This window comes from Streptococcus sp. 3705, from assembly GCF_013277145.1.
Classification (GTDB): Bacteria; Bacillota; Bacilli; order Lactobacillales; family Streptococcaceae; genus Streptococcus.
Map to the genome: position 1 here is coordinate 1 of NZ_VMMJ01000018.1, position 22,782 is coordinate 22,782.

A 22,782-nucleotide genomic window follows, 5' to 3' on the forward strand; every position below is an offset into this window, starting at 1 on the left:
CCTTGCCGTACTCAAGTACAGTCTACGGCTAGCTTCCTATTTGCTCTTTGATTTTCATTGAGTATTAAACAAATACCTCTCATAAGAAAATCTCCTAGCAGGAAAGTCTGCTAGGAGATTTTTGCATTTCAGGAAGTGGACGGCTGGCTTGGTAACCAGCTAAGGGTAAAGGTTAACTGCTCAGCTTTTAGGAGATCTTGGTGTTGAATAGTTGATACTAGGTTTTTGTCCAGTCGGCATTCTTTGACAAAGTTGAAGTGGCTGTGGTTTTGCTCCGTATGAATATCTAGCCATTTATTTTCTTTAGCAAGGTAGATACGGAGATGGTCAAAGAGAGGGATTCCGAGATCATAGCTTGATTTTCCTGGACAGGTCGGATAAAATCCGAGAGCTGACCAGATGTACCAAGCAGAGAGACTACCATTGTCTTCATCGCCAGGATAGGATTGCCGGCTTGGATGAAAGGCTTTCTGACGGAGTGTCTTGATAAGAAGGGCAGTATAGTCAGGGTAGTTGCTGTAACGGAAGAGATAAGGAATGTGGAAGCTCGGCTGGTTGGAAATGGCGAGTTGCCCAAAAGGAGCAGTAGCCATTTCGCTCATTTCGTGAATTTCGTAACCATAGCCTGTTGTCTCAAAGAGGGGAGCATCTTGACAGGTTTTCAAAAGATAGTTGCTGAAGGCTTCTTTTCCACCCATAAGCTGGATTAAGTCTGGGATGTCGTGGAGGACGCCTAAAGTTGCTTGAATGGCAGAGCATTCGGCATAGTCGCGTCCCCAACTATAAGGAGAGAAGTCAGGGCGGAAGTTGCCTCGATTGTCTCGCGCTCTCATGTAACCTGTCTCAGCATCAAATAGATGGCGGTAATTTTGTGACGCAGTTCTATAAGTGTCCGCGATGTCATTCTGACCAAGTTTTTCGGCACAGCTGGCGATACAAAAGTCGCTATAGGCATAGTCAAGAGTGTGGCTGACGCTTTCGTGGTGGTCGGTAGAGAGGTAGCCCAGTTCTTGGTATTGGGCTAGTCCGTGGCGACCATTGATGCCTAGAGGGTCGGACTTGCTGGCTGTTTCAAGCATGGCTTGGAGGAGTTCTTCTTCTAGGTCAGGGGCCATGTCCTTGCAGGCGCTATCGGAGATAATACCGTCTAAAAGGGTACCTGGCATCATACCCCGTTCATCTGGGGCTAGCCATTTTGGAAGAAAACCAGTATCGCGGTAGTTATTGAGAAATCCTTCTAAAAAGAGACGATAATGCTCTGGTATGACAAGGGCAAAGAGGGGGAATGTGGTGCGGAAGGTATCCCAGAAGCCATTGTTGCTAAAGAGGATACCGGGCTTGACAGATCCAGTAGTCAGATCCTTGTGGATGACTTGCCCTGACTCATCAACCTCATAAAAAGTCTGAGGAAAGAGGAAGAGTCTGTAGAGACAGTGGTCAAAGAAGGTTCGATCAGCCTCTCCTGTCTCTATAATGTCAAAACGATGGAGGAGATTTTCCCAATCCACTTGGGCACTTGATTTACAGCTATCAAAATCTTCTTGAGGTAGATTGATTAGAGCTTGAGAAGGAGAGATGAAAGAAGTGGCTAGCTGAATCTCGGTCTGACTACTTGCTAAGTCAATTCGACAGTCTTCGCCTTCTTGGCTGATAGCAAGGATATCCGTATTCATTTGCAGGGCAGTGAACATAGTTAGTGGATTTTTGTTGGTTTCAGTTTTACCTTCTTGTCGCAGGGCAAGAGTTCGCTTATCTACTTGCTCCACGGTCAGTTCATATGCTGCGTGAAGATAGAGGGAGAGGGCTTTGCCTTGCTTTTGTTCCAAACGAATAGAAGCACCGTAGCAAGTCGGTGTGAGCTGGGTTTCAATCTGATAGCGCAGGGAGAAAATCTTCAGATAATGAGGTTTGAAATAGGCCTTATCTATGTCATAAGAAGACTGACGATGGAAGAGGCTGTCTCCACCCAGTTGGCCTGTGATAGGTGTCAGAAGGAGCCAAGAGTAGTCGCCAATCCAAGGGCTGGGCTGGTGGGTTAATCGAATCCCCTGAAAGATAGGCAGATGCGGATCGAAAAACCAAGATCCATCCTGGTCACTGGTCTGGGGTACAAAGTAATTCATCCCAAAAGGAACGCCTGTGTATGGCAGGGTATTTCCTCGAGAAAAGGCATGCTTGCTGGCAGTTCCAAATCGGGTATCGATGGTTTCAAGTAGTGGTTTCATAGTCTTTCCTTTAGCTGTTTTTCTACATTATATCAGAAAAAGAGGGCCTTTAGAAAAGGAGTTTCAAAGATAACTATTTTGTAGAAAAATGACTATCATTTGTGTATGTATTTTCTGTCTCAAAAGCTATATACTGAAAATGAAACTTGTTTGAAAGAGGATACTGCACGATGATTTATTCAAAAGAAATTGTTAGAGAATGGCTAGATGAAGTGGCAGAGCGGGCTAAGGACCATCCAGAGTGGGTGGATGTTTTCGAGCGTTGCTACACCGACACCTTGGACAATACGGTTGAAATCCTAGAAGATGGTTCAACCTTTGTCTTGACTGGGGATATTCCTGCCATGTGGCTTCGAGATTCGACAGCCCAACTCAGACCCTACCTGCATGTGGCTAAAAGAGATGCCCTCCTGCGTCAGACCATTGCAGGTTTGGTCAAGCGTCAGATGACCTTGGTACTCAAGGACCCTTATGCCAACTCCTTCAACATTGAGGAGAACTGGAAGGGACACCACGAGACTGACCACACAGACCTTAATGGCTGGATTTGGGAACGCAAGTACGAGGTGGACTCGCTTTGCTATCCTTTGCAGCTGGCCTATCTCCTCTGGAAAGAAACTGGTGAGACTAGTCAGTTCGATGAGATTTTTGTCGCAGCGACTAAGGAAATTCTCCATCTTTGGACGGTGGAACAAGACCACAAGAACTCTCCTTATCGTTTTGTCCGAGATACGGACCGCAAGGAAGACACCTTGGTAAATGATGGCTTTGGACCTGATTTTGCAGTGACAGGTATGACTTGGTCAGCCTTTCGTCCGAGTGATGATTGCTGTCAGTATAGTTACTTGATTCCGTCAAATATGTTTGCTGTAGTAGTCTTGGGTTATGTGCAAGAAATCTTTACAGCATTGAATCTAGCTGATAGCGAGAGTGTTATCACAGACGCTAAGCGTCTTCAGGATGAAATCCAAGAAGGAATTGAAAACTACGCCTACACCACCAACAGCAAGGGCGAAAAGATTTATGCCTTTGAAGTGGATGGTTTGGGAAATGCTAGCATCATGGATGATCCAAACGTACCAAGTCTGCTGGCTGCACCTTATCTGGGCTACTGCGATGTCAACGATGAGGTTTATCAAGCAACTCGTCGTACCATTCTGAGCCCTGAAAATCCCTACTTCTATCAAGGAGAATACGCTAGCGGTCTCGGAAGTTCTCATACCTTCTATCGCTATATCTGGCCAATAGCCCTTTCTATCCAAGGCTTGACAACAAGAGATAAGGCAGAGAAGAAATTCTTGCTAGATCAGCTGGTTGCTTGCGATGGGGGCACAGGTGTTATGCACGAAAGCTTCCACGTGGACGACCCAACTCTCTATTCTCGTGAATGGTTCTCTTGGGCCAACATGATGTTCTGTGAATTGGTCTTGGATTACTTGGATATTCGCTAAGGAGCGTGCTTTCGCTCAACCGATTCTTATCAGAATCACAAGTTTACATTTAAAACGTTAAAATTTAAATTTAGAATGAGGTTTTACTTCATGGAAAATGTTGTCGTACATATTATCTCACATAGTCACTGGGACCGTGAGTGGTACTTGCCTTTTGAAAGCCACCGTATGCAGTTGGTGGAATTGTTTGACAATCTTTTTGATCTCTTTGAAAATGACCCTGAGTTAAAGAGTTTCCACTTGGATGGACAAACTATTGTCCTTGATGACTACTTGGAGATTCGCCCTGAAAATCGCGACAAAGTCCAACGCTACATTGACGAAGGCAAACTTAAAATTGGTCCTTTTTACATCTTGCAGGATGATTACTTGATTTCAAGTGAAGCCAATGTTCGCAATACATTGATTGGTCAAGCAGAATGTGCAAAATGGGGCAAATCTACTCAAATTGGTTACTTCCCAGATACCTTTGGAAATATGGGACAAGCGCCTCAAATTCTTCAAAAATCAGGCATTCACGTGGCAGCCTTTGGTCGTGGTGTGAAACCGATTGGATTTGACAACCAAGTTCTCGAAGATGAGCAGTTTACTTCCCAGTTTTCAGAAATGTACTGGCAGGGTGCGGACGGAAGTCGTGTCCTCGGTATCCTCTTTGCCAACTGGTACAGTAATGGGAATGAAATTCCAGTTGATAAAGACGAGGCCTTGACCTTCTGGAAACAAAAACTGGCAGATGTGCGTGACTATGCTTCAACCAACCAGTGGTTGATGATGAACGGCTGTGACCATCAGCCTGTACAGAAAAATCTGAGCGAAGCCATTCGTGTAGCAAATGAACTCTTCCCAGATGTGACCTTTGTTCATAGTTCTTTTGATGAATATGTTCAAGCCGTGGAAAGTTCCCTACCAGAGCAGTTATCAACGGTTACAGGCGAGTTGACCAGTCAGGAAACAGACGGCTGGTACACACTTGCCAACACTTCTTCATCTCGTATTTATCTCAAACAAGCCTTTCAAGAAAATAGCAACCTCCTAGAGCAAGTTGTAGAACCCTTGACGATTATCACTGGCGGACACAACCACAAGGACCAGTTGACCTATGCTTGGAAAACACTCTTGCAGAACGCGCCGCATGATAGTATCTGTGGCTGTAGCGTGGACGAAGTTCACCGTGAGATGGAAACTCGTTTTGCCAAGGTCAATCAAGTAGGAAGCTTTGTTAAGAGCAATCTTCTTAACGAATGGAAGGGTAAAATCGCTACAGCTAAGGCTCAAAGTGATTATCTCTTTACTGTCATTAACACAGGCTTGCATGATAAGGTCGATACTGTCAGCACAGTGATTGATGTTGCGACTTGTGATTTCAAGGAATTACACCCAACAGAGGGATACAAGAAGATGGCTGCTCTTACCTTGCCAAGCTACCGTGTGGAGGACTTGGATGGGCGTCCTGTAGAGGCTAAAATTGAGGATCTTGGGGCTAATTTTGAGTACGATTTACCAAAAGACAAGTTCCGCCAAGCTCGTATTGCTCGACAAGTGCGCGTGACCATTCCAGTTCACCTAGCGCCGCTTTCTTGGACAACTTTCCAATTGCTGGAAGGAGAGCAAGAACACCGTGAGGGTATTTACCAAAACGGAGTGATTGATACACCATTCGTAACGGTGAGTGTAGATGACAATATCACAGTTTATGACAAGACAACTCACGAAGCTTACGAAGACTTTATCCGCTTTGAAGACCGTGGTGACATCGGAAACGAGTATATCTATTTCCAACCAAAAGGAACAGATCCAATCTTTGCAGAATTAAAGGGCTACGAGGTCTTGGAAAACACAGCTCGCTACGCTAAGATTTTGCTCAAACATGAATTGACCGTGCCTGTCAGTGCAGATGAAAAGCTAGAAGAAGAGCAAAAAGGTATCATAGAGTTTATGAAGCGTGAAGCTGGACGTTCAGAAGAATTGACAAGCATTCCTCTTGAAACTGAGATGACTATCTTCGTTGATAATCCACAAATCCGTTGCAAGACTCGTTTTACCAACACTGCCAAAGATCACCGTATCCGTCTCTTGGTCAAGACTCATAACATGCGTCCAAGCAATGATTCTGAAAGCATCTATGAGGTGGTGACACGACCAAACAAACCAGCAGCTTCATGGGAAAATCCTGAAAATCCTCAACACCAACAAGCCTTTGTTAGTCTGTATGACGATGAAAAAGGTGTGACTGTATCCAACAAGGGATTGAATGAATACGAAATCCTTGGAGACGACACTATTGCAGTAACTATTTTGCGTGCATCAGGTGAGTTAGGTGACTGGGGTTATTTCCCAACACCAGAAGCACAATGCTTGCGTGAGTTTGAAGTCGAGTTTGCTCTTGAATGCCACCAAGCCCAAGAACGCTTCTCAGCCTATCGTCGTGCTAAAGCCTTGCAGACACCGTTTACCAGCCTTCAGCTTGCTAGACAAGAAGGCGGAGTGGCTGCGACTGGTAGCCTCTTGAGCCATTCTGTTCTCAGCATACCGCAAATCTGTCCAACAGCCTTTAAGGTAGCTGAAAATGAAGAAGGCTATGTTCTTCGTTACTACAATATGTGTAGTGAAAATGTACGTGTACCGGAAAGTCAACATCTCTTCCTGGACCTACTTGAACAACCATATCCAGTTCATAGAGGCCTTATTTCACCACAAGAGATTCGTACAGAATTCATCAAAAAAGAAGAAATTTAATTTCAACAAGTAAACATAAAGAGAAAGGAGGGGCGAAAAGGTAAGAACTAACTGCTGATTTGCCCCTTTTTATGGTAAAAACAATGACCATTGCAACGATTGATGTCGGAGGGACTGGAATTAAGTTTGCCAGTCTGACTCCTGATGGGAAAATACTGAATAAGACAAGCATTCCAACGCCTGAAAGTTTGGAGGATTTACTAGCTTGGTTAGACCAGCGCTTGTCAGAGCAGGATTATAGCGGGATTGCTATGAGCGTTCCAGGCGCGGTCAATCAAGAGACAGGTGTGATTGATGGCTTCAGTGCAGTACCCTACATTCACGGATTTTCTTGGTATGAGGCGCTTAGCTCTTATCAGATTCCTATCCATCTGGAAAATGATGCTAACTGCGTTGGACTCAGTGAATTACTGGCTCATCCAGAACTTGAAAATGCAGCCTGTGTCGTGATTGGGACAGGGATTGGAGGAGCCATGATTATCAATGGTAGACTTCATCGAGGTCGCCACGGTCTGGGTGGAGAATTTGGCTACATGACCACCCTTGCCCCTGCTGAAAAGCTCAACAACTGGTCGCAACTAGCGTCAACTGGAAATATGGTGCGCTACGTGATTGAAAAATCTGGTCAGACTGACTGGGACGGTCGCAAGATTTACCAAGAGGCTGCAGCTGGGAATGCCATTTGCCAAGAAGCTATTGAGCGCATGAACCGCAATTTGGCGCAAGGCTTGCTCAATATCCAGTATCTGATTGATCCAGATGTCATTAGTCTGGGAGGCTCTATCAGCCAAAATCCAGATTTTATTCAAGGTGTCAAGGAAGCTGTTGACGACTTTGTCGATACCTACGAAGAATATACGGTCGCACCCGTCATCCAAGCCTGCACCTATCATGCAGATGCTAATCTCTACGGTGCCCTTGTCAACTGGTTACAGGAGGAAAACCAATGGTAAGATTTACAGGGCTTAGTTCCAAACAAGAGCAAGCAGTAGAGTTGCTTAAAAAGCACATTTCGCTACCAGATGTAGAGGTAGCTGTCGCTCAGTCTGACCAAGCCTCTATCTCTATCAAGGGTGAGGGTGGCCACTATCAATTGACCTACCGCAAACCTCACCAACTTTATCGTGCCTTGTCCTTGTTGGCAACAGTTCTAGCAGAAGGTGATAAAGTAGAGATTGAGGAACAAGCAGCTTACGAAGATTTAGCCTATATGGCTGACTGTTCGCGCAATGCGGTGCTGAATGTCGCTTCTGCCAAGCAGATGATTGAACTCTTAGCTCTCATGGGCTATTCAACCTTTGAACTTTACATGGAAGACACTTACCAGATTGAAGGGCAGCCTTACTTTGGCTATTTCCGCGGAGCCTACTCAGCTGAGGAGTTGCAGGAAATCGAAGCCTATGCCCAGCAGTTTGACATGACCTTTGTGCCATGTATCCAGACCTTGGCTCACTTGTCAGCCTTCGTCAAATGGGGTGTCAAGGAAGTGCAGGAACTCCGTGATGTGGAGGACATTCTTCTTATTGGCGAAGAAAAGGTTTATAACCTGATTGATGGCATGTTTGCTACTCTATCTAAACTACAAACTCGCAAGGTCAATATCGGGATGGACGAAGCCCACTTGGTTGGCTTGGGACGTTACTTGATATTGAACGGTGTTGTGGATCGTAGTCTCCTCATGTGCCAACACTTGGAGCGCGTGCTGGATATTGCTGACAAATATGGATTCCACTGCCAGATGTGGAGCGATATGTTCTTTAAACTTATGTCAGCAGATGGCCAGTACGACCGTGATGTGGAAATTCCAGAAGACACTCGTGTCTACCTAGACCGTCTCAAAGACCGTGTGACTCTGGTTTACTGGGACTATTATCAGGATAGCGAGGAAAAATATAATCGCAATTTTCGCAATCACCATAAGATTAGCCATGACCTTGCCTTTGCAGGGGGAGCTTGGAAGTGGATTGGCTTTACACCTCACAACCATTTTAGCCGTCTTATCGCTCTTGAAGCGAACAAGGCCTGTCGTGCCAATGACATCAAAGAAGTCATCGTGACTGGTTGGGGGGACAATGGTGGGGAAACAGCCCAGTTTTCTATTCTCCCAAGCCTGCAAATCTGGGCAGAACTCAGCTATCGCAATGACCTAGACCGTTTGTCTGCACACTTCAAAACTAATACTGGTCTATCGGTTGAGGACTTTATGCAGATTGACCTAGCCAACCTCTTGCCAGACCTGCCAGACAATCTCAGTGGCATCAATCCCAACCGCTATGTCTTTTATCAGGATGTTCTCTGTCTGATCCTTGACCGACACATGACACCTGAACAGGACAAACCGCACTTCTCTCAGGCTGCTGAGACACTTGCTGAAATCAAAGAAAAAGCTGGTGCTTACTCTTACCTCTTTGAAACTCAGGCTCAGTTGAATGCCATTTTAAGTAGCAAAGTGGATGTGGGACGACGTATTCGTCAGGCCTATCAAGCGGATGATAAAGAAAGCCTACAAGAAATTGCCAGACAAGAATTACCAGAACTCAGAAGCCAAATTGAACACTTCCATGCCCTCTTTAGCCACCAATGGCTGAAAGAAAACAAGGTCTTTGGTTTGGATACAGTTGACATCCGTATGGGCGGACTCTTGCAACGCATCAAACGAGCAGAAAGCCGTATCGAGGCTTATCTGGCTGGTCAGCTTGACCGCATCGATGAGCTGGAAGTGGAAATTCTGCCATTTAACGACTTCTACGCAGACAAGGACTTCGCAGCCACAACAGCCAACCAGTGGCATACTATTGCGACAGCTTCAACGATTTACACGACCTAAAACAAGAACACCTTGCTTGGCGCAGGGTGTTTCCCGTGAAACATCCCTTTCTTCAAAAGTACTCCACATAAAATAATTTGTGGAGTTTTTTCTATAATTAGGAGTTTAACCTAACCTGCAAATAGGAGTATACTAATAATGTAATCGTTATCAAAAGTCTAAAAAAGAATTTTTAGATGAATATCAAAATAAAAAGGGAGGAAATTATGAATAAGTTTTCAAAAACCTTGAGAGACAACTGGATCTTTCTCTTGATGGTTTTGCCAGGGGCACTCTGGTTGATTCTATTCTTCTACATTCCAGTATTTGGGAACGTGGTTGCCTTCAAAGACTACCACATGACCAGTAATGGTTTCATAGATAGTATCATAAATAGTAAATGGGTCGGACTCGATAATTTCAGATTCTTATTTAGTTCAAGAGACGCCTTTATTATCACACGAAATACGGTTCTCTACAATCTTGGCTTTATCTTTCTAGGTTTAGTTGTATCTGTAGGGATTGCCATTATCCTCAGTGAACTCCGTTCCAAGAGAATGGTGAAGATTTTCCAAACTTCTATGTTGTTCCCTTACTTCTTGTCTTGGGTTATCATCAGTTTCTTTACAGATGCCTTCCTAAATATTGATAAAGGGGTGTTCAATCATTTATTGGAAAGTCTTGGTCTAAAAGAAGTCAACTTCTACGCTGATTTGGGAATTTGGCCTTATCTCCTACTTTTCCTAGGTATTTGGAAAGGTTTTGGATATAGCAGTGTCATGTACTATGCGACAATCATGGGAATTGATCCAACCTACTATGAAGCAGCGACAGTGGACGGAGCCAGCAAATGGCAGCGCATTCGCAATGTAACCATTCCGCAGTTGACACCATTGGTAACTGTATTGACCATCCTTGCAGTTGGAAATATCTTCCGTGCAGACTTCGGTCTTTTCTACCAAATCCCTCACAATGCTGGTCAGCTTTATAACGTAACCAACGTCTTGGACGTATATGTATATAATGGATTGACCCAGACAGCAGATATCGGGATGGCTTCAGCAGCAGGTCTCTACCAATCAGTAGTCGGATTGATTCTGGTGGTTCTATCAAACTTACTTGCAAGACGAGTTGATCCAAACTCAGCTTTGTTCTAGAAAGGAGGAGAATATGGCAGAAAAGAAAATTAAAAAAGAAAAAATTGATAATGTCGGCATTCACTCCTTCAGTAAGAAAGCAGATATCTTCTTCAGTACCATTTCGGGTTTGATTGCCCTCTCTTGTATCCTACCCTTCGTATTCGTTATCATTATTTCAGTGACGGACGAGAAAAGCCTCCTCCAATACGGCTACAGCTTCTTCCCATCCCAATTTGGATTAGACGGTTTTGAGTTCTTGGCACAGTTTAAGGATAAAATCTTACAGGCCCTCTTCATTTCTGTCTTTGTAACCGTAGTTGGGACATTTACAAATGTCTTTATCACAACAACCTATGCCTACGCTATTTCACGGACAACCTTTAAGTATCGCAGATTCTTTACCATCTTCGTTCTGCTCAGTATGTTGTTCAACGCTGGTTTGGTACCAGGTTATATCATGGTGACCCGTGTGCTTCAGCTTGGTGACACTGTTTGGGCCTTGATTGTGCCAATGCTTCTCTCACCATTCAATATCATCTTGATGCGTTCCTTCTTCAAGAAGACCATTCCAGAAGCCATTCTCGAATCGGCTCGTATCGATGGTGCTAGTGAGGCTCGGATTTTCTTCCAAATCTGTTTGCCATTGTCACTACCAGGTATCGCAACCATCACGCTTTTGACAGCTCTTGGTTTCTGGAATGACTGGTTCAACGCCCTTCTTTACATCAAGAGTGACAACTTGTATCCATTGCAATATTTGCTCATGCAAATCCAGCAAAATATGGACTACATTGCCAAAGCGGTCGGCTTGACTGGTCAACTGGGAGTTGCTCTACCGAAAGAAACAGGTCGTATGGCCATGGTTGTGGTCGCAACCCTTCCAATCGCGATTTTGTATCCATTCTTCCAACGCTACTTTGTAAAAGGTTTAACTATCGGTGGTGTGAAAGAATAGTGCTTATTGAGAAAGAACATTTCTCAGTTCCCAACTTCCCTTGTGTGAAGTTAAGATCATTACATTGTTTATAAGTTTAAAAATAAAAAAAGGAGTTTTTATCATGAAAAACTGGAAAAAATATGCTTTTGCATCTGCTAGTGTAGTCGCTTTGGCTGCAGGTCTTGCTGCTTGTGGAAATTTGACAGGTAACAGCAAAAAAGCTGCTGATTCAGGTGACAAACCTGTTATCAAAATGTACCAAATCGGTGACAAACCAGACAACTTGGATGAATTGTTAGCAAATGCCAACAAAATCATCGAAGAAAAAGTTGGTGCCAAATTGGATATCCAATACCTTGGCTGGGGTGACTATGGTAAGAAAATGTCAGTTATCACATCATCTGGTGAAAACTATGATATTGCCTTTGCAGATAACTATATTGTAAATGCTCAAAAAGGTGCTTATGCTGACTTGACAGAATTGTACAAAAAAGAAGGTAAAGACCTTTACAAGGCACTTGACCCAGCTTATATCAAGGGTAATACTGTAAATGGTAAGATTTACGCTGTTCCAGTTGCAGCCAACGTTGCATCATCTCAAAACTTTGCCTTCAACGGAACTCTCCTTGCCAAATATGGTATCGATATTTCAGGTGTTACTTCTTACGAAACTCTTGAGCCAGTCTTGAAACAAATTAAAGAAAAAGCTCCAGACGTAGTACCATTTGCAGCTACTAAGAACTTCATCCCTTCTGAGAACTTTGACTACCCAGTAGCAAACGGTCTTCCATTTGTTATCGACCTTGAAGGGGATACTACTAAGATTGTAAACCGTTATGACGTTCCTCGTTTCAAAGAACACTTGAAGACTCTTCACAAATTCTATGAAGCTGGATATATTCCAAAAGACGTAGCCACAAGCGATACTTCATTTGATCTTCAACAAGATACTTGGTTCGTTCGTGAAGAAACAGTAGGACCAGCTGACTACGGTAACAGCTTGCTTTCACGTGTTGCCAACAAAGATATCCAAATCAAATCATTCACTAACTTCATCAAGAAAAACCAAACAACACAAGTTGCTAACTTTGTCATCTCAAACAACTCTAAGAACAAAGAAAAATCAATGGAAGTGTTGAACCTCTTGAATACGAACCCAGAACTTTTGAACGGTCTTGTTTACGGTCCAGAAGGTAAGAACTGGGAAAAAATTGAAGGTAAAGAAAACCGTGTTCGCGTTCTTGATGGCTACAAAGGAAACACTCACATGGGTGGATGGAACACTGGTAACAACTGGATCCTTTACATCAACGAAAACGTTACAGACCAACAAATCGAAAATTCTAAGAAAGAATTGGCAGAAGCTAAAGAATCTCCAGCGCTTGGATTTATCTTCAATACTGACAATGTGAAATCTGAAATCTCAGCTATTTCTAACACAATGCAACAATTTGATACAGCTATCAACACTGGTACTGTAGACCCAGATAAAGCTATTCCAGAATTGATGGAAAAATTGAAATCTGAAGGTGCCTACGAAAAAGTATTGAACGAAATGCAAAAACAATACGATGAATTCTTGAAAAACAAAAAATCATAAGATCAATTGATTTCGTGTATTCATTCCTAACTCCTAAAATAAGAATCACTGCTTTCCTCAGGTTGGTCTGAGGAGGGCAGTGATTTTTTGAAATGAGAGCATAGATATCCGTGTTCTTTATCACTATTTAACCATTCAGGAAATTTCGAGAACCCTCTACAATTTCCAGTCAAATAAATTGCATTCGTTTTCTCAAGCAGGTATACTAGTATGGATAAATAAAAAATTTAGAAAATTTAAGAATAGAAAAGAGAACAAATCTTATGGCAAAAGATATTCGTGTCTTACTTTACTACCTTTATACTCCAATTGAAAATGCAGAGCAATTTGCTGCAGACCACTTGGCTTTCTGTAAATCAATCGGTCTTAAAGGCCGTATCCTAGTCGCTGACGAGGGAATTAACGGAACAGTTTCAGGTGACTATGAAACAACTCAAAAATACATGGACTACGTTCACAGCCTCCCAGGTATGGAAGACCTCTGGTTCAAGATTGACGAAGAAAATGAACAAGCCTTCAAGAAGATGTTTGTTCGCTACAAGAAAGAGATTGTCCACCTTGGTTTGGAAGACAACGACTTTGACAACGACATCAACCCACTTGAAACAACAGGTGCTTACTTGTCTCCAAAAGAGTTCAAAGAAGCGCTTCTTGATAAAGATACCGTTGTCCTTGACACACGTAACGATTATGAGTACGACCTAGGACATTTCCGTGGGGCTATCCGCCCAGACATCCGCAACTTCCGTGAGTTGCCACAATGGGTTCGTGATAACAAGGAAAAATTCATGGACAAGCGTGTCGTGGTTTACTGTACAGGTGGCGTTCGCTGTGAGAAATTCTCAGGCTGGATGGTTCGTGAAGGTTACAAAGATGTTGGTCAATTGCACGGAGGAATCGCAACTTACGGTAAAGACCCAGAAGTTCAAGGTGAGCTTTGGGATGGAAAAATGTACGTCTTTGACGAGCGTATCGCCGTAGATGTCAACCATGTCAACCCAACCATCGTAGGGAAAGACTGGTTTGATGGAACACCATGTGAACGTTATGTCAACTGTGGAAATCCATTCTGTAACCGTCGTATCTTGACATCAGAAGAAAATGAAGACAAGTACCTTCGTGGATGTTCACACGAGTGTCGTGTTCACCCACGTAACCGCTATGTTTCAGAACATGAATTGACACAAGCAGAAGTGATCGAACGCCTAGCCGCTATCGGTGAAAGCTTGGATCAAGCAGCTACTGTATAAGATCAAACAGTCCTCAGGGGCTGTTTTTCTATGCTTTGTACTCAAAAATCTAATACTCAATGAAAATCAAAGAGCAAACTAGGAAGCTAGCCGCAGGCTGTACTTGAGTACGGCAAGGCGAAGCTGACGCGGTTTGAATTTGATTTTCGAAGAGTATAAAGTTTGTTTTTGTATCTTTCAGAAAAATAAGGTATACTATATGTAAACGATTTCAAAGGAGTCCAGTTATGACGAAAACATTTTTTATTCCAAATAAACAGAGCATTTTAGGAGAACAGGAAATTTTGACTGCCAAGTCCATCTTGGCCTTGGTAGATGGTTTGGAGTCACATAGCTATGATGCTGTCTATCTCCGTCAGCCTCTTAACCGTCTCGAGTATATCGAGTGTGCGATAGTGGGGCAATCACAATTTCTCTTTAAGGTCAGCTATGCTGATGGTCAAAAGGCCTATCGTGTTGATCTTCCTGACCTACTCACAAAGACAGACTGGCAGATTATCAAAGCATTTTTAGATGCCCTGCTTGCTTACACAGGAACTGAGATTGAGGGGCTAGATGGTTTTGACTTTGAAGCTTATTTCCAAGCAGGTATTCAAGCTCATCTTGCAGACACTGCTGCTCGTTTTACGATTTGCCAAGGAATTTTTAATCCTGTTTTCTTTAGTCATGTGGACTTGAAAAGCTTTTTAGAGGAAGATGGCTTGGCTCAATTTGAAGTACGTGTACATGCGGTTCAAGAGACCGATGCCTACTTTGCAAGAGTTTCCTTTTATCAGGATGGAGAAGGCCAAGTGCACGGTGTTTACCATCTGGCTCAAGGAGTCAAGACAGTTTTACCGAGAGAACCATTTGTTCCTGCAGCCTATATTGAGCAATTGGTGGATAAGGAAGTCCAGTGGGAGATTGACTTGGTTCAAATCACAGGAGACGGCTCTAAACCAGAAGACTATGAAGCCATTGCCCGCTTGGACTATGCAAAATTCCTAGAGTCATTACCATCAGAATCTTACCACCAACTAGATGCCAATCAATTAGAAATACAACCCATCTTAGACAAAGATTTTAAAACATTAGCACAAGAAAAGTAAAGCAGAAGCAGGTCAATCGACTTGCTTTTTTGACATAGAAAAAATCCTGCCAAGGATGACAGGATTGCTACTCAATGAAAATCAAAGAGCAAACTAGGAAGCTAGCCGCAGGCTACTCAAAACACTGTTTTGAGGTTGTAGATGAAACTGACGAAGTCAGTAACCATACATACGGTAAGGCGAAGCTGACGTGGTTTGAAGAGATTTTCGAAGAGTATGAAGTTTAAAGATAGGCCAAGATACGAAGATAATCTCCAATCAGTGCCACTTCAGCTACAAAGAAGAGGAGGATAATAACTCCGTTCACAAGGACAGACAAGAATAATTGATAGAAGGAGTCGGCTTCACTTGCTTGACTTGGTCTGGTAATGATATGGAGACTAGCAAGCAGAATGATTCCAATGCTAATCACACATAAAAGGGCTGAAAATCGTAGGCTATCAAAGAAGGCAAAGAAACTAGCAATAGCAGTGAGGAAGATTGGAATTGCCAAGAGTTGACTATATTGTTGGAGAACCTTTTCTAGCGTCCAGTCCTTTTCTTGGTAGATAAATCGTCTCACGACGAAACTACCCAAGAGGAATGAAAAGAAGAAGAGTGTTGTCGCTACTAGGATAGAGATGATCGAAAAGAGATTTAATGAAGCAAATTGTTCAGGGAAGTGATTATGCATAGTTGCTATATGTCCATAGTAAGCATGTTTGATATGGTAGATACTAAAGAAAAAGGAAGATGCAGAAAACAGAATGAGCAAGAGAAAGGCTGTGTAGCTGTGTGTGCTACTTGTTTCAAGCTTGCTTGTAGGAGATTTGAGAGCCTCCACTAGCCAAGACCAAAAATCAAGTACTTGCTCTTTCCATCTATCCGTAGATTTTGGAGCTTGGTCGGGGATATAGGGACTTTCTAAGGATTTACTGAGAAGAAGAGGCTCTTTCAAGATTGTTTTTTGCTGAGGAAGTGCTTCTTGGCTTTCTTCAGCTTTAGTGACTTTTTCTGTTTCCTCAGAAAGATCTTGCTCTTCTTCAGTAGAATTAGATGCCTTCTTTTCTTCTATTTCTGTTCTCGCTTCACCGCCTTCAGGAGTTTCAATTTTCTCTTCTTGCTGGCTTTCCAGTTCGACTTCAGCTTGAGAGACTTCCTCCTCTACTTGAGTATTTTTTTCAATTGGTGTATCGAGATCGGCTATCGTTTCTTCAGCCTTGTCTGCAACCTCTTGAGCTTGCTCTTCAGGCTTGTTCTTGCTTGTTGTTTTTACAAAATCATTACTTTCAAACCATTCTTGTTTCATGGTAGAACCTCCTTTTTAGTTAGATAAATATGCTTCTATAGTAGCAGATGTAAGCGTTTTTGTCAACGTCTGCTTGGTGTGGATATTAGTTCAATATCATCATCAGATCTCGCAATGAGTTGATCCTTGACATCGGTTTTTTCAGTTTTGTAAGGGTTGCTTAATTCCGTACCTCTTGATTCAGGCTCTTCTCTTGTGAATTGGAAGATAGAACCATAGTTGCTTGAGATGTCCCAGTTAATTCGTTGGCTTTCTTTCTGGTCTAGGATGATTCGGAGATAATCTTTGGCAGTCAGTTCAACCCTACCATGGACTTGGATATTTTCAGCGTGGAAGTGATGTTCTGTTGACTCTAGCTGACTATCTGTCAGATTTGTATCAAAGATATTAACGATATTGGGCGTTGTGAGTTTACTGTTTTTGATACGACTTCCTTCAATTCGGAGGATATAGCCGTTTGTATTGAGGGTCGTATTTTCAAGGCTAGCATTTATGATGGTGGTTTGTCCGCGATTGGCTGAGATGTTGATCCCTTTTAGAGTTCTCCCTTTTGGCAGTCTGAGAATAACTTCTTCAAAACGACTAGAGTAGCTACTTGCGATATGAAGAATTCCGCCAATTCCAGAAGAGATAAATGGACTTTCAGACAGTTTCTTATCAGTGAGACTCAGAGTTCTATCGTTCTGATTGGTGATAAGATCATGGTGAGCAGAAAGAGATGGATGGTAAGAAATGTGGATTTGATCATCGAAAGAGTCTGTGATGGTCAGCGCGTGTTGGTGGAGAGTGATTTCTAGGTTTTCGACTTCCTTGCCAAAGGTTAGTTCTTCCGTACGGCTATCATAGACAGGTTCTTTGGACAAGGAAAGTAGGCTCTTAATCCCATCAGATTGGATACCTACAAAGAGCAGGATAAAGCCGATAACGGTAGTCACCACACCAAAAATGAGAAATCCTTTTGTCAATTTACGCATGCTGGTCACCTCTCTTTCCTTTTTTAAGAACAAATTGCACCAAGCGAACAATGAGTAGACCGAAGAAGCGAGCTACATAGGAAATACCTAGTAAGACTAGTGAAGAAGCACCGATAGCCAGTAAACCAGAACCGAAAATCAAGATAAAGGCTGATTTGGCTTGGGCTAGGACAGTGAAACTTTCAACTAAAAATAGGAATCCGCCGATGATACCCAGTATGGAAACCGCAAAGAAAGCCAAGATGACAGTCAAGGCTGCCACAAAGATTGCGAACAGGGACACGAGGATGGCGATTCCCAGAGGAATACCGATGGGTGCTGCAAGGAGGGCTAACAAGGCGATATGCAAAATTTGTCGGTTATTTTTTTGAGCAGGTGCCTCATTGATTTTTTTATCGAGAAGATTAGAGAGAACTTCGTGGGCCGCTTCTTTGGGAGTTCCCAAACTAGCAATGAGTTCTTCTTCTCCTTCGACTCCAGCATCGTCAAAGAGTTCCCTGAAATAGTCCATGGCTTCAATTTGGTCAGCCTGAGGCAGTTTTTTGAGATAAAGTTCTAGCTGAGTCAGGTATTCAGTTCTTGTCATGGCGGATACTCCCTTCTATGATGCCATTGATGGTGTCTGTATAGAGTGTCCATTCATCTTTTAGGGTCAAGAGTTGCTCTATACCACCATTTGTCAAGGAGTAGTATTTGCGCATGCGACCTTGGAACTCTCTAGAATAGGTTGTCAGAAAGCTATTGCCTTCCAATTTTTTGAGAATGGGATAGAGTGTAGATTCTTTGATATTAGCGATCAGCTTAATGGTTTGGCTAATCTCATAACCATAAGAATCATCCTGCTCCAGTACGGCCAAGATGAGAAATTCAATCAAGGCAGAGGATGTTGGAAAGTACATGGGGAACCTCCTTTTCTAATGTGTAAGATTTTTATATATAATTTTTCTACACATACATTGTACATCTAAATGAAAGCCCTGTCAAGAGAAATGTGTAAAATTTTTATATATAAAAAACTTCTAGCAAAAACTAGAAGTTTAGAGGATTTTATCAGCTCTGTCCACAGTAAAGAGGGCCACAGTCATCAGGATATCGACGAGTAAGAGAGCAGCTACAGCTGGTACCCAAGAGTGGAAAAGGTCAAAACTGTATCCAAAGAGGGTTGGCCCAAAGGCTGCTAGGATGTAGCCTCCTGTTTGAGATAAACCAGACAATTGGGCTGTCTTTTCAGGAGCGCTTGTCTTGAGTGAAAAGTTGACCATGAGATAAGGGAAGAGGGCGCTGGTTGCGGTTCCGATGAGGAGATGGATGGCAAGCCAGTAAAAGAAATTACCGACTGGGAAAAAGAGCATGGAAATGCCGACCACACCAGCCAGTGAGACCAGAGTGAGCATGAGCTGACGGTTGCGAGTAGATAAGCTGGTTGTCAGGCTTGGGATGGTCATTGAAAAAGGGATACTAATCAGAGAGAAGATAGAGGTCAGCAAGCCAGCTTCGTGACTAGATAGACCTGCATGGATAGCCATGGTAGGTAGCCAGGTCATCGCGGTGTAAAAGAGCAGGGATTGGAAACCTGCAAAGACAATCACTGCCCAGACCTGTTTGTTACGCATGACCTTTGTTTGGCTTTTTTGTTTGGTTTGTGGAGCCAGTCTGTGATTATAACGGTGATTTGGGAGCCAGACCAAAAAAGTTGCTAGACAGAGCAGGGTGAGGAGGATGATGAGTCCTTTCCAAGAACTGGCTTGTGTAATAGGCACGGCTAGATAGGAAGCCAGAGCCGTTGCAATCCCCATAGAAGTTACATATAAGGTAGTCAGAAAACCAATTTTCTTTGGTTGATTGGCTTGGATGAGACTAGGAAGCAGCACATTGATGACTGCGATACTTGCCCCAACCATCAAGGTTCCTAGATAGAGTAGGGGCAGATTGATTAGTCGAATGAGAGAACCGATGGTCAAGAAGAAGAGGCTGTAGGTGAAGAGATGCTCCAAGCCGATTTTCTGAGCCAGTCGGGTAGAAAAGAGCGAGAAGAGGGTAAACATGAGGAGGGGAAGGCTAGTCAAGACACCAAGTGAACTAACTTCTACTCCCAGCCCTTGCGAAATATCTCCCAAAATAATGGGTAAAACAGTAAAAGGAGTCCGCAAAGAAACACCGATTAGGATAATACCTGGAATAAAAAAGAGTGATTGCTTTTTCATATAATACCTCTTCTAGCTGATTTTAATAACAGCTTATTTTAAGGCTTTTTCCCTATAATGTCAAGTAAGGTTTCTGGCTTTCAAGATAAAAATGGGAAAGTCTTGAAAATTATGATAAAATAGTGGAAGGAAATCTATACATTGGAGAAAAACTGTGTCTGAAAAGCAAAAAATCAGCGTATTGATGTCGGTCTATATCAAGGAAAATCCGACATTTTTAAAGGGTGCTATTGAGAGCGTTCAAAATCAGACCCTGAAACCAAGCGAATTGGTTCTGGTTGAGGATGGGCCTTTGACACCTGAACTCTATCAGGTATTAGACCATCTTGAAGTTGAGTCTGATATTCCAGTGAAACGCTATCCTCTTGAGCAGAATCAAGGTTTGGGTCTGGCTCTTCGACAGGGTGTTTTGCAGTGCCAGTATGATATCATCGCTCGTATGGATACGGATGATATAGCTGTTCCAGACCGTTTTGAGCAACAGGTTCAGCTAATGGAGAAGGACAAGCTAGACCTATTAGGTGGACATATTGCAGAGTTTATTGATAATCCTGATGAGATTGTTTCTTACCGTCGTGTTCCGACTCAACATGCAGATATTGTGGCTTATCAAAGGATGAGAAGTGCCTTTAACCACATGACTGTCATGTTCAAGAAGGACATGGTTCTCAAGGCAGGCAACTATGAGGATGGCCTTTATATGGAGGATGACCTCCTCTGGCTCAATATGATTGCTGCAGGAGCCAAGACTGGAAATCTGGATCAAATCTTGTGTAAGGTTCGTGTTGGAGCAGGGATGTTTGAGCGTCGTGGGGGACTGCGTTACCTTAAACTCTATCGTCAGGCTCGTCAGCGCATGCTGAAGAGAGGGCAAATTTCTTACATGGAGTATGCCAAGAGTGTTGCCATTCAGATGGTTGTTGCCCTTTGTCCAGGATTTGTCCGACAGTTTATTTTTATGAAACTGTTACGAAAAAGCAATTAAAAGATTGTAGCAAATCGTAAACTGGATAAAAAGCGTTATAATAACAATATAAATATCCAGCTCTTTTAAGGAGGAGTAGATTGACATGAATAAAAAACTAACAGATTATGTGATTGATCTGGTGGAAATTTTAAATAAACAACAAAAACAAGTCTTCTGGGGCATATTTGATATTTTGAGTATGGTGGTTTCCATCATTGTATCTTATATCTTATTTTACGGACTAATTAACCCAGCACCTGTTGACTACATTATCTATACGAGTTTGGCCTTCTTGTTTTATCAATTGATGATTGGATTTTGGGGCTTGAACGCTAGTATCAGTCGTTACAGCAAGATCACAGATTTTATGAAAATCTTTTTTGGTGTGACTGCGAGCAGCGTCTTGTCATATAGTATCTGCTATGCCTTCTTGCCACTCTTTTCAATCCGTTTCATCATTCTCTTTATCTTGTTGAGTACCTTCTTGATTTTATTGCCACGGATTACTTGGCAGTTAATCTACTCTAGACGCAAAAAAGGAAGTGGCGATGGAGAACACCGTCGAACCTTCTTGATTGGTGCTGGTGATGGTGGGGCCCTCTTTATGGATAGTTACCAACATCCAACCAGTGATTTGGAACTGGTCGGTATTTTGGATAAGGATGCTAAGAAAAAGGGTCAAAAACTTGGTGGAATCCCTGTTTTGGGTTCATATGATGATCTGCCTGAATTAGCCAAACGCCATCAAATCGAGCGTGTTATCGTTGCGATTCCGTCGCTTGACCCGTCAGAATATGAACGTATCTTGCAGATGTGTAATAAGCTGGGAGTCAAATGTTACAAGATGCCTAAGGTTGAAACCGTTGTTCAGGGACTTCACCAAGCAGGTACTGGGTTCCAAAAAATTGATATTACGGACCTTTTGGGACGTCAGGAAATTCGTCTTGATGAATCGCGTCTGGGAGCAGAACTGACAGGTAAGACAATCTTAGTCACAGGTGCTGGTGGCTCAATCGGTTCTGAAATCTGTCGCCAAGTTAGCCGCTTCAATCCTGAACGCATCGTCTTGCTCGGTCATGGGGAAAATTCAATCTACCTTGTTTATCATGAATTGATTCGCAAGTTCCAAGGGATTGATTATGTACCAGTTATTGCCGATATTCAAGACTATGACCGTCTCTTGCAAGTCTTTGAACAGTACAAGCCAGCTATTGTTTATCATGCGGCTGCCCACAAGCACGTTCCTATGATGGAGCGCAATCCAAAAGAAGCCTTCAAAAACAATATCCGTGGAACCTACAATGTTGCTAGAGCTGTTGATGAAGCTAAAGTACCTAAGATGGTTATGATTTCGACAGATAAGGCGGTCAATCCACCCAATGTTATGGGAGGAACCAAGCGTGTGGCTGAGTTGATTGTCACTGGTTTTAACCAACGTAGCCAATCAACCTACTGTGCGGTTCGTTTTGGGAATGTTCTTGGTAGCCGTGGTAGTGTCATTCCAGTCTTTGAACGTCAGATTGCTGAAGGTGGGCCTGTAACGGTGACAGACTTCCGCATGACCCGTTACTTTATGACTATTCCAGAAGCTAGCCGTTTGGTTATCCATGCTGGTGCTTATGCCAAAGATGGGGAAGTCTTTATCCTTGATATGGGCAAACCAGTCAAGATTTATGACTTGGCCAAGAAAATGGTCCTTTTAAGTGGCCACACTGAAAGTGAAATTCCAATCGTTGAAGTTGGAATCCGCCCAGGCGAAAAACTCTACGAAGAACTCTTGGTATCAACCGAACTTGTTGATAATCAGGTTATGGATAAGATTTTCGTTGGTAAGGTCAATGTTATGCCTCTAGAAGTCATCGATCAAAAAATTGAAGAGTTCCGCACTCTTAGTGGAGATGAATTGAAGCAAGCCATTATCGCCTTTGCCAATCAAACAACCCACGTTGAATAAAAAAGAAAAGCGCATATTATCAAGTTGTTCATAAGAACCTTGGTAATATGCGTTTTGTTATGTAGAGACTTATACTCTTCGAAAATCTCTTCAAACCACGTCAACGTCGCCTTGCCGTAGGTATGGTTACTGACTTCGTCAGTTCTATCCACAACCTCAAAAC

The 22,782-nt window shown here is 42.9% G+C and carries 18 protein-coding genes and 1 pseudogene; 13 read left to right on the forward strand and 6 right to left on the reverse strand.

What is annotated here, in order from left to right; genetic code table 11:
* Positions 1-128: 128 nt before the first annotated feature.
* Entirely contained in the window at positions 129-2,225 is a 2,097-nt protein-coding gene (locus HT714_RS06185; protein ID WP_173224972.1) for a GH92 family glycosyl hydrolase, read from the reverse strand.
* A 170-nt stretch (positions 2,226-2,395) separates the two neighbouring features.
* Here HT714_RS06185 and HT714_RS06190 point away from each other — a divergent pair, with 170 nt between their 5' ends.
* From HT714_RS06190 to HT714_RS09700, 10 genes are all read left to right on the forward strand, one after another.
* Entirely contained in the window at positions 2,396-3,676 is a 1,281-nt protein-coding gene (locus tag HT714_RS06190) for a glycoside hydrolase family 125 protein (protein ID WP_173224975.1), read from the forward strand.
* A 90-nt stretch (positions 3,677-3,766) separates the two neighbouring features.
* Positions 3,767-6,412 (forward strand): alpha-mannosidase, encoded by a 2,646-nt coding sequence (locus HT714_RS06195; protein ID WP_173251654.1) that lies wholly within the window; start codon positions 3,767-3,769, stop codon positions 6,410-6,412.
* A gap of 83 nt (positions 6,413-6,495) precedes the next feature.
* The gene (locus HT714_RS06200; protein WP_173225253.1) at positions 6,496-7,365 is read left to right on the forward strand and encodes an ROK family protein; all 870 of its coding nucleotides are present in this window, start codon (positions 6,496-6,498) and stop codon (positions 7,363-7,365) included.
* Positions 7,359-9,239 (forward strand): beta-N-acetylhexosaminidase, encoded by a 1,881-nt coding sequence (locus tag HT714_RS06205; RefSeq protein WP_173224982.1) that lies wholly within the window; start codon positions 7,359-7,361, stop codon positions 9,237-9,239. Before HT714_RS06200 ends, HT714_RS06205 begins: the two co-directional genes overlap by 7 nt.
* A 206-nt stretch (positions 9,240-9,445) precedes the next feature.
* The gene (locus HT714_RS06210; protein ID WP_007284784.1) at positions 9,446-10,375 is read left to right on the forward strand and encodes a sugar ABC transporter permease; all 930 of its coding nucleotides are present in this window, start codon (positions 9,446-9,448) and stop codon (positions 10,373-10,375) included.
* 13 nt (positions 10,376-10,388) lie between these two features.
* On the forward strand, positions 10,389-11,312 hold the full coding sequence (locus HT714_RS06215) for a carbohydrate ABC transporter permease (protein ID WP_000818350.1): 924 nt from the start codon (positions 10,389-10,391) through the stop codon (positions 11,310-11,312).
* Between the two features lie 103 nt (positions 11,313-11,415).
* The gene (locus HT714_RS06220; protein ID WP_061438605.1) at positions 11,416-12,894 is read left to right on the forward strand and encodes an ABC transporter substrate-binding protein; all 1,479 of its coding nucleotides are present in this window, start codon (positions 11,416-11,418) and stop codon (positions 12,892-12,894) included.
* 263 nt (positions 12,895-13,157) lie between these two features.
* The gene (locus HT714_RS06225) at positions 13,158-14,144 is read left to right on the forward strand and encodes a rhodanese-related sulfurtransferase (protein WP_166730973.1); all 987 of its coding nucleotides are present in this window, start codon (positions 13,158-13,160) and stop codon (positions 14,142-14,144) included.
* A gap of 227 nt (positions 14,145-14,371) precedes the next feature.
* The gene (locus HT714_RS06230) at positions 14,372-15,232 is read left to right on the forward strand and encodes a DUF4299 family protein (RefSeq protein WP_173251656.1); all 861 of its coding nucleotides are present in this window, start codon (positions 14,372-14,374) and stop codon (positions 15,230-15,232) included.
* 74 nt (positions 15,233-15,306) lie between these two features.
* Positions 15,307-15,459: a hypothetical protein gene (locus HT714_RS09700; RefSeq protein WP_240148106.1), complete on the forward strand. Its 153-nt coding sequence runs from the start codon at positions 15,307-15,309 to the stop codon at positions 15,457-15,459.
* Here HT714_RS09700 and HT714_RS06240 read toward each other — a convergent pair.
* The 5 genes from HT714_RS06240 to HT714_RS06260 form a co-directional block, all read right to left on the reverse strand.
* On the reverse strand, positions 15,456-16,520 hold the full coding sequence (locus tag HT714_RS06240; protein WP_173251658.1) for a DUF6574 domain-containing protein: 1,065 nt from the start codon (positions 16,518-16,520) through the stop codon (positions 15,456-15,458). The two genes, HT714_RS09700 and HT714_RS06240, sit on opposite strands and share 4 nt — an antisense overlap.
* 62 nt (positions 16,521-16,582) lie before the next feature.
* Complete coding sequence (locus HT714_RS06245; RefSeq protein ID WP_173251660.1) at positions 16,583-17,494, reverse strand: DUF4097 domain-containing protein; 912 nt, start codon at positions 17,492-17,494, stop codon at positions 16,583-16,585.
* Positions 17,487-18,080, reverse strand: coding sequence for a DUF1700 domain-containing protein (locus HT714_RS06250; RefSeq protein ID WP_000198699.1), 594 nt, complete (start codon positions 18,078-18,080; stop codon positions 17,487-17,489). Before HT714_RS06250 ends, HT714_RS06245 begins: the two co-directional genes overlap by 8 nt.
* On the reverse strand, positions 18,067-18,393 hold the full coding sequence (locus HT714_RS06255; protein WP_000273857.1) for a PadR family transcriptional regulator: 327 nt from the start codon (positions 18,391-18,393) through the stop codon (positions 18,067-18,069). Before HT714_RS06255 ends, HT714_RS06250 begins: the two co-directional genes overlap by 14 nt.
* 138 nt (positions 18,394-18,531) lie before the next feature.
* Positions 18,532-19,698 carry an MFS transporter gene (locus HT714_RS06260; protein ID WP_173251662.1) on the reverse strand — a complete coding sequence of 389 codons (1,167 nt, stop codon included), beginning with the start codon at positions 19,696-19,698 and terminating at the stop codon, positions 18,532-18,534.
* 57 nt (positions 19,699-19,755) lie between these two features.
* Here HT714_RS06260 and HT714_RS09930 point away from each other — a divergent pair.
* The 3 genes and pseudogenes from HT714_RS09930 to HT714_RS06270 form a co-directional block, all read left to right on the forward strand.
* Positions 19,756-19,897: pseudogene (locus HT714_RS09930) on the forward strand (glycosyltransferase family 2 protein); the annotation flags it as partial.
* Positions 19,883-20,683, forward strand: a complete 801-nt coding sequence (locus HT714_RS06265) for a glycosyltransferase (RefSeq protein WP_188110372.1) — start codon at positions 19,883-19,885, stop codon at positions 20,681-20,683. The pseudogene HT714_RS09930 and the gene HT714_RS06265, both read left to right, overlap by 15 nt.
* Before the next feature lie 85 nt (positions 20,684-20,768).
* Positions 20,769-22,619: a nucleoside-diphosphate sugar epimerase/dehydratase gene (locus HT714_RS06270; RefSeq protein WP_173251666.1), complete on the forward strand. Its 1,851-nt coding sequence runs from the start codon at positions 20,769-20,771 to the stop codon at positions 22,617-22,619.
* The last annotated feature ends 163 nt before the right edge of the window (positions 22,620-22,782 follow it).

Bases quoted from the DNA above. Each gene is read 5' to 3' on its own strand.
- HT714_RS06185 (WP_173224972.1), bottom strand. From the start codon at position 2,225: ATGAAACCACTACTTGAAACCATCGATACCCGATTTGGAACTGCCAGC.
- HT714_RS06190 (WP_173224975.1), top strand. From the start codon at position 2,396: ATGATTTATTCAAAAGAAATTGTTAGAGAATGGCTAGATGAAGTGGCA.
- HT714_RS06195 (WP_173251654.1), top strand. From the start codon at position 3,767: ATGGAAAATGTTGTCGTACATATTATCTCACATAGTCACTGGGACCGT.
- HT714_RS06200 (WP_173225253.1), top strand. From the start codon at position 6,496: ATGACCATTGCAACGATTGATGTCGGAGGGACTGGAATTAAGTTTGCC.
- HT714_RS06205 (WP_173224982.1), top strand. From the start codon at position 7,359: ATGGTAAGATTTACAGGGCTTAGTTCCAAACAAGAGCAAGCAGTAGAG.
- HT714_RS06210 (WP_007284784.1), top strand. From the start codon at position 9,446: ATGAATAAGTTTTCAAAAACCTTGAGAGACAACTGGATCTTTCTCTTG.
- HT714_RS06215 (WP_000818350.1), top strand. From the start codon at position 10,389: ATGGCAGAAAAGAAAATTAAAAAAGAAAAAATTGATAATGTCGGCATT.
- HT714_RS06220 (WP_061438605.1), top strand. From the start codon at position 11,416: ATGAAAAACTGGAAAAAATATGCTTTTGCATCTGCTAGTGTAGTCGCT.
- HT714_RS06225 (WP_166730973.1), top strand. From the start codon at position 13,158: ATGGCAAAAGATATTCGTGTCTTACTTTACTACCTTTATACTCCAATT.
- HT714_RS06230 (WP_173251656.1), top strand. From the start codon at position 14,372: ATGACGAAAACATTTTTTATTCCAAATAAACAGAGCATTTTAGGAGAA.
- HT714_RS09700 (WP_240148106.1), top strand. From the start codon at position 15,307: ATGAAAATCAAAGAGCAAACTAGGAAGCTAGCCGCAGGCTACTCAAAA.
- HT714_RS06240 (WP_173251658.1), bottom strand. From the start codon at position 16,520: ATGAAACAAGAATGGTTTGAAAGTAATGATTTTGTAAAAACAACAAGC.
- HT714_RS06245 (WP_173251660.1), bottom strand. From the start codon at position 17,494: ATGCGTAAATTGACAAAAGGATTTCTCATTTTTGGTGTGGTGACTACC.
- HT714_RS06250 (WP_000198699.1), bottom strand. From the start codon at position 18,080: ATGACAAGAACTGAATACCTGACTCAGCTAGAACTTTATCTCAAAAAA.
- HT714_RS06255 (WP_000273857.1), bottom strand. From the start codon at position 18,393: ATGTACTTTCCAACATCCTCTGCCTTGATTGAATTTCTCATCTTGGCC.
- HT714_RS06260 (WP_173251662.1), bottom strand. From the start codon at position 19,698: ATGAAAAAGCAATCACTCTTTTTTATTCCAGGTATTATCCTAATCGGT.
- HT714_RS06265 (WP_188110372.1), top strand. From the start codon at position 19,883: ATGTCGGTCTATATCAAGGAAAATCCGACATTTTTAAAGGGTGCTATT.
- HT714_RS06270 (WP_173251666.1), top strand. From the start codon at position 20,769: ATGAATAAAAAACTAACAGATTATGTGATTGATCTGGTGGAAATTTTA.